The organism is Streptosporangium sp. CA-135522 (assembly GCF_050949235.1).
In the GTDB taxonomy this organism is placed as follows: Bacteria; Actinomycetota; Actinomycetes; order Streptosporangiales; family Streptosporangiaceae; genus Streptosporangium.
This window is the reverse complement of the sequence record NZ_CP192026.1, coordinates 6,953,729-6,966,193: the sequence shown is the minus strand read 5'-3', so window position 1 is coordinate 6,966,193 and position 12,465 is coordinate 6,953,729. Positions and strand designations below refer to the sequence as shown.

The 12,465-nt window shown below is 71.5% G+C and carries 9 protein-coding genes; all 9 read right to left on the bottom strand.

Annotated elements, in window-relative coordinates:
- Positions 1–51 precede the first annotated feature (51 nt).
- Entirely contained in the window at positions 52–258 is a 207-nt protein-coding gene (locus ACQPYK_RS33235; RefSeq protein ID WP_433239742.1) for a hypothetical protein, read from the bottom strand.
- Between the two features lie 161 nt (positions 259–419).
- Positions 420–1,457 carry a phosphotransferase family protein gene (locus ACQPYK_RS33230; RefSeq protein WP_433239739.1) on the bottom strand — a complete coding sequence of 346 codons (1,038 nt, stop codon included), beginning with the start codon at positions 1,455–1,457 and terminating at the stop codon, positions 420–422.
- Positions 1,458–1,725: 268 nt separating this feature from the next.
- Entirely contained in the window at positions 1,726–3,522 is a 1,797-nt protein-coding gene (locus tag ACQPYK_RS33225; protein WP_433239736.1) for an acyclic terpene utilization AtuA family protein, read from the bottom strand.
- 66 nt (positions 3,523–3,588) lie between these two features.
- On the bottom strand, positions 3,589–4,395 hold the full coding sequence (locus tag ACQPYK_RS33220) for an enoyl-CoA hydratase-related protein (RefSeq protein WP_433239734.1): 807 nt from the start codon (positions 4,393–4,395) through the stop codon (positions 3,589–3,591).
- Positions 4,392–6,431: an acetyl/propionyl/methylcrotonyl-CoA carboxylase subunit alpha gene (locus ACQPYK_RS33215; RefSeq protein ID WP_433239731.1), complete on the bottom strand. Its 2,040-nt coding sequence runs from the start codon at positions 6,429–6,431 to the stop codon at positions 4,392–4,394. The genes ACQPYK_RS33220 and ACQPYK_RS33215 overlap by 4 nt, the downstream gene beginning before the upstream one ends.
- 145 nt (positions 6,432–6,576) lie before the next feature.
- Positions 6,577–8,169 carry an acyl-CoA carboxylase subunit beta gene (locus ACQPYK_RS33210; protein ID WP_433239728.1) on the bottom strand — a complete coding sequence of 531 codons (1,593 nt, stop codon included), beginning with the start codon at positions 8,167–8,169 and terminating at the stop codon, positions 6,577–6,579.
- Positions 8,166–8,798, bottom strand: coding sequence for a TetR/AcrR family transcriptional regulator (locus ACQPYK_RS33205; RefSeq protein ID WP_433239725.1), 633 nt, complete (start codon positions 8,796–8,798; stop codon positions 8,166–8,168). Before ACQPYK_RS33205 ends, ACQPYK_RS33210 begins: the two co-directional genes overlap by 4 nt.
- Positions 8,799–8,937: 139 nt before the next feature.
- Positions 8,938–10,698, bottom strand: a complete 1,761-nt coding sequence (locus ACQPYK_RS33200) for a serine/threonine protein kinase (protein WP_433239722.1) — start codon at positions 10,696–10,698, stop codon at positions 8,938–8,940.
- 124 nt (positions 10,699–10,822) lie between these two features.
- On the bottom strand, positions 10,823–12,184 hold the full coding sequence (locus ACQPYK_RS33195; RefSeq protein ID WP_433239719.1) for an FAD-binding oxidoreductase: 1,362 nt from the start codon (positions 12,182–12,184) through the stop codon (positions 10,823–10,825).
- Positions 12,185–12,465: the final 281 nt, after the last annotated feature.

Below are 12,465 nucleotides of genomic sequence, written 5' to 3'. Positions count from 1 at the left end.
GACCGGGTGGGCCGGTCATGCCATAGGGGTCTCCCCAATCGTGATCAATATTTACAGGAGAACCCGACGGGCGATGTCCACAAGAAGCTCTCTGGGGACCTCGATTGCGGTTTCACCATCCAGAACGTGGCGGAGATCGGACAGCGCCTCGGCGTCGGTGACATGCAGACCCTGCACGACGATGGTGCCGCGGTCGGTCTCGTAGAGGGAGGGACAGGCGCCCGCCTCCGAAGTGGAGCCAAGAAACCGCAAACGCATGATTGATTCCTTCCCCGATCCAACCTCATGTTGCAATTGCGAGCAATCCTAGAGTTCGGAAGGTTGCAGGAAGGTTTCGACATCCTAAATACGCATATTTCGCCCATCAAGAAGGGGGCGGCGGGAGGATCGCGTGTCGGGGCGACGCACGCGGAGCGCCCTCACATGAAGCTCCGGGCGCGGGCGAACAGGCTCAGCGCGGTCGCGTGGAGAAGGTCTCCGATGTCCTTGGGGGCCATGCCCGCGCACGCGCGGGCATGGGTGCCCTCCAGAATGATGCCGAGCTTGAAACAGGCCAGCACCGTGTACCAGTCGATGGCCGAGGTGTCCCGGTCGGACAGGGCCGTGTAGCACTCGACGATCTCCTTGACGGCGGGCAGTCCGGCGATCCCGGGAGTGCCGCCGACGAGCGTGCCCCCGCCGTCCGGGGCGGGCCAGGTGGCCAGCAGCCATCCGAGGTCCAGCAGGGGGTCTCCGACCGTGCACATCTCCCAGTCGACGATCGCGGCGACCCTGGGCCCGTCGTAGGCGAACATCAGGTTGGCCAGGTGGTAGTCCCCGTGCATGACCCCGGGGGAGAAGACCCGCGGCCTGTTGCGCTCCAGCCAGCCGGCCGTCTGGGTCAGGCCGGGGATCTCGGGCCCCGGATACCCGTCGAGCGCCGAGTAGGTCTCCAGCTCGCCCGTCCACCGGGGCACCTGCCGCTCCAGGAATCCCTCGGGCCGGCCGAAGCCGTCGAGCCCGCCGTGGTCCACCCGGCCGAGCTCGGCCAGCGCCAGGGCGGCTTCGAGGCCCATCCGATGGCGGATCGCCGGGTCGCCGGCGTGCGGCTCGGGCAGTCCGACGGTGGCGTTGAACCCCCGGACCGGCTCCATCAGATAGAAGACCGCGCCGGACATGACCGTCTCGTCCGTGCAGGCCGCGATGAGCCGAGGCGCCGCCACCGGGGTGTCCCGGAGCATCGCGAGCACCCGCGCCTCCCGGCGCAGCACCTCGTTGCTCCTGGCCCGCGGATGCAGAGGCGGCCTGCGCAGCACATAGGACGCCCCACCCCGGTCGAAACGCACCATGATGTTCTGGGTCCCGCCGGCCACCGGCTCCACCCGCTCGAACGCCCCGGCCGGCAGCCCCTGCTCGTCCATCCACGCACCCAGCGCGTCGAAGTCGATCGCGCGGACATCGATGTGCGTGGAGGTCATCCGTTCACCTTAACCGAATTATGTTCTGTCAGGGCGAATGTATGATCCCCGACCTCCGGGGTCAAGGGTTCCCGCCCCGGCGCTCGGTGCGACGAACTCTCCGGGCCCCGGCCCGCCGTACGGCACCTGCCCATCCTGTACGGCGACGCTCCCGTACGGCAATGCCCGGCCGCCACGGCGGTGCGGGCACCCGGTGCGGAAGACCGACGTGGAAGACCGGTGCGGGCGGCCGGTGCGGGCGGCCGGTGTGGAAGGCCGGCGCGGGAGGTCACAGAAGGGAGCGGGGGATGTCGGCCCGCCGGGCGCGCAGTTCCTCGCCGAGGGCCTTGGCCTGGGCGTCGAGGCGAGGACTGGCGGCCACGCCCCTGCCGAGAAGGCCGTGGACGACGAAGTTGAGGGCGTGGAGGTTGGGAAGGTCGAAGCGTTCGATCTCCAGGCCGGCGGTGGCCGGGAGGAGCTCCCTGAGCCGCTCGACCGTGAGATGACCCGACAACCACGCGAACTGCTCGGCCGTGCGGACCCAGACGCCAAGGTTGGCGTTTCCCCCCTTGTCCCCCGACCGGGCACCCACGATCGTGCCCAGCGGGGCCCGTACGACCGGCCCGCCCGCCACGGGTCCCGGTCCGTCCCGCCCCGCCTCCGGCCATCTCGTCTCCGGTCGCCCCGCCTCCGGCCATCTCGTCTCCGGTGAGCCGACCGGCGCCGCCCGGCCGGCCGCCGGATGCCCGCCGCCGGGCTCCTGCCCGCCGGCCGCCCGGTCCGGGGACTCCCGGCCGCCGGTCTGCGGGATGTCGAGCTCCCGGCCGTCGAGCCAGGCACGTGCCCGGACCGTCTCCGCCGGGACGAGGGTCGGCCAGTAGACGCCGTAGGGAGAGGCGTCACCGGGAGGGGTGAGGCCGTAGAAGCCGGGATAGCTGGCCAGGCCCGTCTCGACCACGGCGGAGGAGAAGGCACGCCCGGCCTTTCGCCGGTCGGCGTCCATCACGGTGATGCGCAGCAGGGCGGTGTCACCGAGCGGGGTGAGCTCGACGTGGACCTGGTCGAAGCGGTCCCTGGGCACCCGGGACCAGATGGCCTCCTGCGCGAGCCGGGCCTTGGCCTCGATCTCCAAGCCGGTCAGAACCATGGTCATGGTGTTGCGGTAGCCGCCCACGTAGTTGACGGCGACCTTCAGCGTGTCCGGCGGGGCCTCGCCGCGAACCCCGGAGATCCGAACCCGGTCCGGTCCCTGCTGCTCCAGGCGGATCGTGTCGAAGCGCGCCACCACATCGGGTCCCGGATAGCGCGGCGAGGCGATCTCGTACAGCAGCTGCGCGGTGACCGTGCCCACCGAGACCAGCCCTCCCGTCCCGGGGTGTTTGGTGATCACGCTGGACCCGTCGGGCTCCAGCTCCACCAGCGGGAACCCGCAGTGCGCCAGATCGGGCACCTCGCCGAAGAACGCGTAGTTGCCGCCGGTGGCCTGGCAGCCGCACTCGATGACGTGCCCGGCCACCACCGAGCCGGCCAGCGCGTCGTGATCGCCGGGCCGCCAGCCGTACCGCCAGATTCCCGGGCCGGTGACCAGTGCGGCGTCCGTGACGCGGCCGGTCACCACCACGTCCGCCCCGGCGGACAGGGCGGCGGCGATCGGCCGGCCCCCCAGGTAGGCGTTGGCGGTCAGCGGCGCCGCGGGCAGTTTCTCCCCGGTGTCCAGGTTCGGTGCGTCGCCCAGATCGTGCCCGGACAGGTCGTCGCCGGTGACGTGCGCGACCCTCACCGTCAGCCCCAGCCGGTCGGCCAGCTCGGCCACCGCCTCGGCGCACCCGGCCGGATCCAGCCCGCCCGCGTTTGAAACGATCTTGATGTTCCGGTCCACGCACGTCCCCAGGACCTGCTCCAGCTGCCGCAGGAAGGTCGGCGCGTAACCGGGACGGCCCTTCAACCGGTTCCCGGCCAGGATCAGCATGGTCAGCTCGGCGAGCCAGTCGCCGGTGAGCACGTCGATCGGACCGCCCTCGACCATCTCCCGGGCGGCCGACAGCCGGTCGCCGTAGAAGCCGGAGCAGTTGGCGATGCGCAACATCGAGCCTCCTGGGGTGGGGGGTCCGGGCCGTGCCGCCGTGTCACCGCGGGCCGGCGGACCGCGATGTCAACTCTCCTGGGGGATCCAGGACGCGGGCCGTTTCTCCATGAAGGAGGCGATGCCCTCCTGGCCTTCGGCGGAGGTGAAGCGCCGGGCGGACAGCTCGGCCATCTGCCGCAGTCCCTCCTCCACCGGCAGCGTGGGCACGGTCCGCACGAGCTGCTTGGTGAGCGCCAGCGACTCGGGTCCGCCGCGCAGTAGCATGTCGGTGTAGTGGGCGACCATGCCGTCCAGGTCCTCTTCCGGCACGGCCCGGGTGAGCAGGCCGATCTCCTGGGCGCGGGCGGCGTCGAAGACCTCTCCGGTGAGCAGGTATTCGGCCGCGGCCCGGGGGTCGAGCCGCCGCAGCACGGTCACCGCGATCATCGCGGGGACCACGCCGAGCCGTACCTCGGTGAACGCGAACGACGCCGTGTCCGGCGCGATCGCGAAGTCACAGGCCGCCACCAGGCCCAGCCCTCCGGCGCGCGCGGTGCCGTTCAACCGGCAGACGACCGGTTTGGGACTCTCCCAGATCAGGTTCATGATCTCCGGGAAGGATGCGGTCACCGGCGCCTCGTGCGCGTTGCCCGGCTCGATCCGCTGCTCCTTGAGATCCGCGCCGGCGCAGAACACCGGTCCGGTCCCGGTGAGCACGATCACCCGCACGCTCTCCTCGGCGAGCGCCCAGTTGAGCCGGTCCTCCAGATCGCCCAGCAGCCGCACGGACAGCGCGTTGCGGTTGCGCGGGGAGTCCAGCGTGATCGTCGCGACCCCGCCGGACACCTCCCTGTGCACCAGGCGCTCCACCGGCCAGCCCCCGTCGGTGTTCATTTCTGCTCCTCAATCACGGCCAGTACGGCTCCCGCCTCGACCTGCCGGCCCGGGGCCACGTTCAGCGCGGACACCGTTCCCGCCGCGGGGGCGGTGATCCGATGTTCCATCTTCATGGCCTCGACCACCACGACCGCCTGGCCCGCGGCGACAGGCTCGCCGGGTTTCACCTCGACCCGGAGCACGGTACCGGGCATCGGCGCCAGCAGGGAGCCCGGGACCACGTGTTCGACCGGTTCGGGGAGACGGGCCAGCGGCGTGAGCCGTATCGGGCCGAGGGGAGAGTCCACGTGGGTCACGCCGTCGTAGCGGGCGACGGCGAAGCGGTGCCGCACACCGGAGGTCTCCAGGACGACCAGGGCGGGTGTGGCGCTCACCAGGCTCGTGCCGGGGAAGCCTTCGGCCCGCAGGCCGGCCCGGGTGATCCGGTAGGCCACCTCCGTCTCCTCGAAGGCCGCGCGCTGCGGCTGGGACACCACGTTGCGCCACCCGCTGGGCAGTCCGGCCTGCACCGTCGCCGCCGCCCGGTTCGCCGCCGCCTGGGCCAGGGCGGCCGCGAGGGCGGACAGCCGTACGGCCTGCGCTTCGGCGGCAGGGACGGGCGCGCCCGCCCCGTGCGGACCGGCCGCCAGGGCGTCCGCGTGCTCGGTGAGGAACCCCGTGTGGGTGTCTCCCGCGCGGAACGCCTCGTGCCGAAGGACCCTGACCAGGAGGTCCCGGTTGGTGACGAGTCCGTGGACGCTCGCCTTCGACAGGGCCGTGGCCAGCCTGCGCACGGCGTCGGCACGGTCGGCTCCGTAGGAGATGACCTTGGCGAGCATCGGGTCGTAGTGCACGCCGATCTCGGAGCCGTCCTCGACTCCGGAGTCCAGCCGCAGGCCGTGGGCCGCGTCGTGGGGCAGAGGGGAGAAACGCGCGCGCACGCCGGGGACGTCGAAGCGGTGCAGGGTGCCGCTCTGCGGAAGCCAGTCGCGCGCGGGGTCCTCGGCGTAGAGCCGTGCCTCGACGGCATGGCCGGACGGGGCCGGCGGCGACTCGGGGAGCCGGGCGCCCTCGGCGATCCGCAACTGGAGCTCGACCAGGTCGACGCCGTGGACGCACTCGGTGACCGGGTGCTCGACCTGCAGCCGGGTGTTCATCTCCAGGAACGCGACCGTGTCGTCCTTCACGAGAAACTCCACGGTCCCCGCGCCGACGTATCCGATCGCCTTCGCCGCCGTGACCGCCGCGTCGCACAGTCGTGTCCGCAGCGCGGGGGAGACCGCCGGGGAGGGAGTCTCCTCGATCACCTTCTGGTGCCGTCGCTGGATCGAGCACTCCCGCTCGCCCAGCGCCCACACCGTTCCGTGCCGGTCGGCCAGGACCTGGACCTCGATGTGCCGGGCGTCCCGCAGCAGGGGCTCGACGAAGACCGTCCCGTCGCCGAACGCCGCCTCGGCCTCCCGCCGTGCCGACTCCACCGCGCCGGGCAGGTCGTCGGCCGGCTCCACGACCCGCATGCCGCGCCCGCCGCCGCCGGCCGACGCCTTCACCAGCAGGGGGATCCGCCGCTCAGGCGCAGAGCCGCTCATCCGGCCGGACACCGCGTCCAGGTCCCGGTCGAGATCGTCCATCGAGTAGCCGGGCCCGGCGGTGAAGCCCGGGAGCACCGGAACACCGGCCTCGGCCATCAACGCCTTCGCCTCGATCTTGGAGCCCATGGCGGCGATGGCCTCGGGGGACGGGCCGACCCAGGTCAGGCCCGCTTCGAGCACGGCCCGCGCGAACGCGGCGTTCTCCGACAGGAACCCATAGCCCGGATGGACCGCGTCGGCGCCGGTTCCCAGGGCCGCGCCGACGATCGCCTCGACGGACAGATAGGTGTCGGCGGGCTTGACACCGGCGAGCCGTACGGCGTGGTCGGCCTCGGCCGCGTGGGGCATATGGGCGTCCGCGTCGGAGAAGACCGCGACGGTCTCGATGCCGAGGTCACGGCAGGTGCGAAAGACGCGGCGGGCGATCTCACCCCGGTTGGCGACGAGCAAGCGGCTGATCATGAGGACACCCGATGCGATGAGGGGAGGGACGGGCGAGCGGGACGGCCGGGCACGGTCGTGGAAACGGTCGTGGTCGCGGGTGCGAGCACGGTCATGGACATGGTCGCGGGTGCGGGCGTGGGCACGGTCATGGGCATGGGCGCGGTCACATCCGGAAGACGCCGAAGCCGGCGGGCTCCGGGGCGGGGGCGTTGTTGACGGCCGACAGGCACAGGCCCAGGACGGTCCGGGTGTCGCGCGGGTCGATGACGCCGTCGTCGTAGAGCCGCCCGGACAGGAAGAACGGCAGCGACTCGGCTTCGATCTGCGCCTCGACCATCTGACGCATCGCCGCGTCGCCCTCCTCGTCGTAGGCCTGCCCACGGGCCTGGGCGGCGGCGCGACCGACGATGGACAACACTCCGGCGAGCTGCGAGGGGCCCATGACGGCCGACTTGGCGCTCGGCCAGGTGAACAGGAACCGGGGATCGTAGGCGCGGCCGCACATGCCGTAGTTGCCCGCGCCGTAGGAGGCTCCCATGACGATCGTGATGTGCGGGACGGTCGAGTTGGACACCGCGTTGATCATCATCGCGCCGTGCTTGATGATGCCACCCTGCTCGTAGTCCTTGCCCACCATGTAGCCGGTCGTGTTCTGCAGGAATATCAGCGGCGTGCGCGTCTGGTTGGCGAGCTGGACGAACTGGGCGGCCTTCTGCGCCTCCTCGCTGAACAGCACGCCCCTGGCGTTGGCCAGGACGCCGATCGGGTAGCCGTGCAGGCGCGCCCACCCCGTCACCAGGCTCCCGCCGTACAGGGGCTTGAACTCGTCGAAGTCGCTCCCGTCCACGATCCGCGCGATCACCTCTCGCGGATCGAAGGGGATCTTCAGATCCTCCGGGACGATCCCCAGCAGCTCGTCCTCGTCGTAGCGCGGGTCCCGTACGGCATGCACGGCCTGCGCCGCGATCCCGAGCCTGCGCCAGTTCAGGCCTTTGACGATCTGCCGCCCGATTCGCAGCGCGTCGCGCTCGTCGGCGGCCAGGTAGTCGGCCAGACCGCTGACGCGGGCATGCATCTCGGCCCCGCCCAGCGACTCGTCGTCGGCCTCCTCCCCGGTGGCCATCTTGACCAGTGGCGGCCCGCCGAGGAAGACCTTCGCGCGCTCCTTCACCATGACCACGTGGTCGCTCATCCCGGGGACGTAGGCTCCGCCGGCCGTGGAGTTGCCGAACACCAGGGCGATCGTCGGGATCCCGGCGGCCGACAGCCGGGTCAGGTCCCGGAACACGCGGCCGCCCGGGATGAAGATCTCCTTCTGGGTCGGCAGGTCGGCCCCGCCGGACTCCACCAGGTTGATCAGGGGCAGCCGGTTCTGCAGGGCGATGTCGGCGGCCCTGAGCGTCTTGCGCAGGGTCCACGGGTTGGACGCGCCGCCTCGCACGGTCGGGTCGTTGGCACTGATCACGCACTCGACGCCCTCGACGACTCCGATCCCGGTGACCACGCCGGCTCCGACGGGGAAGTCGCTGCCCCAGCCCGCCAGCGGCGACAGCTCCAGGAAGGCCGAGTCGGGGTCGACCAGCAGCTCGATCCGCTCCCGGGCGAGCAGCTTGCCGCGCTCGCGGTGTCGTCGGAGGTATTTCTCCCCGCCGCCGGCCACCGCCTTGGCGTGCTCGGCGTCGAGATCGGCCAGCTTGGCCAGCATCGCCTCGCGCCGCGTGAGGTAGTCGTCCCCGGAGGTGTCCAGCCGGCTCATGAAACCGTTCCCTTGGTTGACACGGACGTCAGGCCGATGGCCCTGGCCCAGAGCGTGGTGAGCATGGCGACGGCCGTCTGCTCGTCGGCCCGCTCGCCGAGGTCGAGCCAGACGTGGGCGAAGTGCTCCACCATCCCGCCCAGCATCACGGCGGTCAGCCGGGGGTCCAGCGCCGGATCGGCCAGGCCCTGCTCCTGCAGGCGGCGCAGCCCGTCCGCACCTCGTCGTACGAAGACCTCGCGCAGCTCGAGCAGGAGCGCGCGAAAACCCTCGTCGGTGTCCGCGGCCTGCTCCAACATCCGCACGAGCCGGGAGTTGGCCGCCCAGGCGCGCAGGTAGCGGAGGTTGGCCGCCTCGATGCGGGCGTAGGGGTCGTCGGGGACGGTGGGGCCGACCACGCCGGCGGCGAACATCTCGCCCACCACAGTGGCCGCCACCTCGCGAAACAGCTCCTCGATCGAGCCGAAATAGGTGTAGAAGGTGCCGTGCGAGACCCCGGCTCGGGCGCAGACGTCGTCGACCCGCACGGCGTCGTAGCCGTGTTCCTCGAACGCCTCCCGCCCGGCCCGGACCAGCCCGGCCCGCGTTCGCCTGCCCCGGCTGGTCAGTGCCTCGGATTTGACGATCACGTCAGTTACGGTAGCCGAGAACCGGGGCCCCTGCCAGGGCTGTGCCGAAGAGCGCCGAACGCGAGACGGTCCCGGTTCTGATGAACCGGGACCGTCTCGGGAACCGTTCGGAGGACCGGCGACCCGGCCTGCCCGCGGGTCAGGTGCAGTGGCTCCAACCACTCTTCCACGACAGCGCGCCGTGCGAGCCGCCCCAGATGACGCACTTCTTGACGGCGGCGAGCCGTAGGGGGCCCGCATACGCGGTGAAGGAACCGGGGTTGCTCCCCGACGCGCCGCCCTGCACCTGGAGGATCGCGTTCATGCTGATCTTCGAGGGGAACACGTACTTGGACATGGTGACGACGCAGTTCTTGCCCGCACCGGAGTTGTAGAGCAGATAGACGGTCGCGGCGCCGCCCAGGGCCCTGGAGTCGACCACCTTGTAGCCCGCGCCGCAGACGCCGGTGGCGGTGTAGGGGTTCGGCTTCGGAGGCGAGACCGTCTGCTTGGCGGTGGCGGTCGGCTTGGCCGTCGGCTTGACGGTGGGCTTGGCCGTCGCCGGAGGGGTCGGGGTCGCGGTGCCCGCGTCCGACGGCTCGACCGTCGTCGGCGTCTCCGAGGTGGTCTCGTCCGGCTCCCCGTCTCCCGAGTCCCCGCCGGCCTCCTTGGTCGGCCGGTGGCTCGGCCTGACGGTCGGGCGGGGGATCGGCTCGGTCGTGGCCCGGACGGTGGGGGAGGGGCTCTTCTTGGGTTTGGGAGACTCCCACGCCGAGGGCGGGTCGTCCGGGGTGAGCTCCGGATCCGACTCATCGGCCTCCTGCAGGGCGGACGCCGCCGTCACGGGCTGCACCGCCGCGGCCTTGCCGCTCTGCAGGGCCACCGCGGTCCCGGCCGCCGCACTCAGCACGGCCACTCCCGCCAGCACGAGCCCGACCGGCCGCCGCGTCTTGCGCCCGCGTCGCGGTGCGGCGGCGGGCGGAACGGGCGGGGCCGTCGGCGAAGCCTGCGTGGGTCCCGCGGGAGCCTGCGGCGATCCGGCGGGCACGGCCGCCTGCGGCGCGGCGGGCGCAGAGGCCTGCGGCGCCGGGGCCTGCCGCCGGATCGGGGAGGCGAGCGTCGCGCCCATCAGATGGCTGACGAGCTCCTCGGCGGTGGGACGCCGTGACGGGTCCTTCGACAGGCACGCGGCGACCAGCTCGCGCAGTTGCCCCTCCATGCCGCCCAGATCGGGTTCCACGGTCAGGATCCGGTTCATCACCACGGCGATGGAGTCCGCGCCGAACGCCGGCTTCCCGGTCGCGGCGAAGACCATCGTGACGCCCCAGGCGAACACGTCGGCCGCGGCGGTCACCTCTCCCTCGCTGAGCTGCTCGGGCGCCAGGTAGGACGGCGTCCCCATCGCCATCCCGGTCGCGGTCATCCCCGGCGAGTCCAGCGCCCTGGCGATGCCGAAGTCGATCACCACCGGTCCCTCGGGGCCCATCAGCACGTTGGCGGGCTTGAAGTCACGGTGCAGGATTCCCGCGCGGTGGATCGCCGACAGGGCGGTGGCGGTACTGATGGCGAGCCGCTCCAGCGCGGCGCCGCGCCGCGGGCCCTCCCGGTCGACCAGCTGCCGCAGGGAGGGACCCGGCACGTATTCGCTCACGATGTACGGCTGGCTGCCCGCGAGGTCGGCGTGGAGCACCGGGGCGGTGCAGAACCGGGCCACGCGCTGGGCGACCGAGACCTCCCGCAGGAAGCGGGTCCGGGCGTCGGGATCCGCCGCCAGCCCATGATGAAGAAGTTTGACGGCGACCTGCTCGCCCGCCGGCCCCCGCCCGAGGTAGACGACCCCCTGGCCGCCCTCCCCAAGGCGGCCGGTCAGCTCGAACGGGCCCAGCCGAGGAGGATCCTCCGCCGAGAGCGGCTGCACCACGATGACCCCCCGACAAAGCATGAAAATTGGGTTATGTGGTGTAGAACGCTACCAGTGTGGGCAGTGATACGGAGGATCTGCGGAGATCAGCCTCACTCGGTGACCCGTCGCGGCAGGCCGCGGCTCAGATGGCCTTGCCGGGGTTGAGGATGCCGAGCGGGTCGAAGACCCGCTTGATCCCGTGGTGGATCTCCTCGGTGACCGGTCCGGCCTCCAACGACAGCCAGCGCCGCTTCAGCAGCCCGACGCCGTGCTCGCCGGTGAGCGTGCCCCCTATCTCCAGGGTCTCCCGGAAGACCTCGTCGGCGGCCGCCCACACGTTCGGCGGCGGGTCGGCCAGGCCGTGGTCGAAGATGAAGATGGGGTGCAGGTTGCCGTCGCCCGCGTGTGCCACCGTGGCGATCAGCGCGTCGTGCCTGGCCGCGATGGCCTCGATCTTCTCGATCATGTGCGGTAGCGCGGAACGCGGCACGCACACGTCCTCCACCAGGCACTTGCCGAGCCGTTCCTTGGCCTGGTAGGCCATCCGCCGAACCCCGATCAGCTCCTCGGCCTCCTGCGGGGACGACGACACCGCCACGAAGGGGGAGCCGTTGGCCGTGCACAGCTCCGCCATGCGCTCGGCGACCGCCGGACCGTCCGCCGCGTCCGACTGCGCGATCAGCATCGCCTGGGTGGAGTCCTCCAACCCGATGTTCTTCCAGTCGTCGATGGCCTTGAGCGTGGTCCGGTCGAGCATCTCCAGCAGCGACGGCTGACAGCCCGCCGCGATGATCGCCGCGACCGCGGCGCCCGCGTCCCTGAAGGAGGTGAACTCGGCCGCGATCGTCGCCGGATAGACCGCCGGCGCCCGGCGCAGCCGTACGGTGGCCGCGGTGATCACACCGAGCGTTCCTTCCGAACCGACGAACAGCCCCGTCAGGTCGTAGCCCGTGACGCCCTTCACCGTGCGCCTGCCGGTGTTCAGAGCCCGTCCGTCCGCCAGCACGACCTCCAGCCCCAGCGCCGAGTCGCGGGTCACGCCGTACTTGACGCACCGCAGGCCGCCAGCGTTGGTGGCCAGATTGCCGCCGATCGTGGAGATCTCGTAGGAGGAGGGGTCGGGCGCGTACATCAACCCGTACTCGCGGGCCGCCCGATCCAGGTCCGCGGTGATGACACCGGGCTCCACCACGGCGATCTCGTCGGCGGGGGAGAGCTCCCTGATCGCCGTCATCTTGTGCATCGCCAGGACGACGCATCCCTCGACCGCCGTCGCCCCGCCCGCCAGCCCCGTCCCGGCGCCCCGGGGCACCACCGGCACCCGGTGCTCGCTCGCCCATCTCATGACGGCGACCACGTCGTCGCGAGTCTCGGCCGGCACGACGGCCAGCGGCCTGCCCGGTTCGAGGAAGGTCCGGTCCCGCGCGTAGGAATCGGTCACATCGGGGTCTGTCAGCACCTTGTGCGGTGCAAGTGCGGCGACGAGTTCGGCTATAGCGGTCACGAAGGGGACTTTACGGCTTGCGGCCCGTGTCGCCGCTCGGGGGCGTCCACCGTGAGGACGGGACCAACTCGGGGGCGTTCACCGTGAGGACGGGACCAAGGGGCGCCGATGTCGCGAGGAGACGGCGCCTGCCCCTCATTCGTAGAGCAAAGGGGAAATTTCCAGGAAAGAACCCTTATGGGGCTGCTTGCGAAGGTCTGTGGGAGTGTTCGTCCCCCGGAAGCCGGGCAAGGGGGTGGTGGGCGGACGTAGCGAGAAGAGTCCGGCCTCACCCGGCTGTC

What these genes read in the sequence shown, in the direction of transcription:
- ACQPYK_RS33235 (WP_433239742.1), bottom strand. Translation starts at nt 258, where the DNA reads ATGCGTTTGCGGTTTCTTGGCTCCACTTCGGAGGCGGGCGCCTGTCCC.
- ACQPYK_RS33230 (WP_433239739.1), bottom strand. Translation starts at nt 1,457, where the DNA reads ATGACCTCCACGCACATCGATGTCCGCGCGATCGACTTCGACGCGCTG.
- ACQPYK_RS33225 (WP_433239736.1), bottom strand. Translation starts at nt 3,522, where the DNA reads ATGTTGCGCATCGCCAACTGCTCCGGCTTCTACGGCGACCGGCTGTCG.
- ACQPYK_RS33220 (WP_433239734.1), bottom strand. Translation starts at nt 4,395, where the DNA reads ATGAACACCGACGGGGGCTGGCCGGTGGAGCGCCTGGTGCACAGGGAG.
- ACQPYK_RS33215 (WP_433239731.1), bottom strand. Translation starts at nt 6,431, where the DNA reads ATGATCAGCCGCTTGCTCGTCGCCAACCGGGGTGAGATCGCCCGCCGC.
- ACQPYK_RS33210 (WP_433239728.1), bottom strand. Translation starts at nt 8,169, where the DNA reads ATGAGCCGGCTGGACACCTCCGGGGACGACTACCTCACGCGGCGCGAG.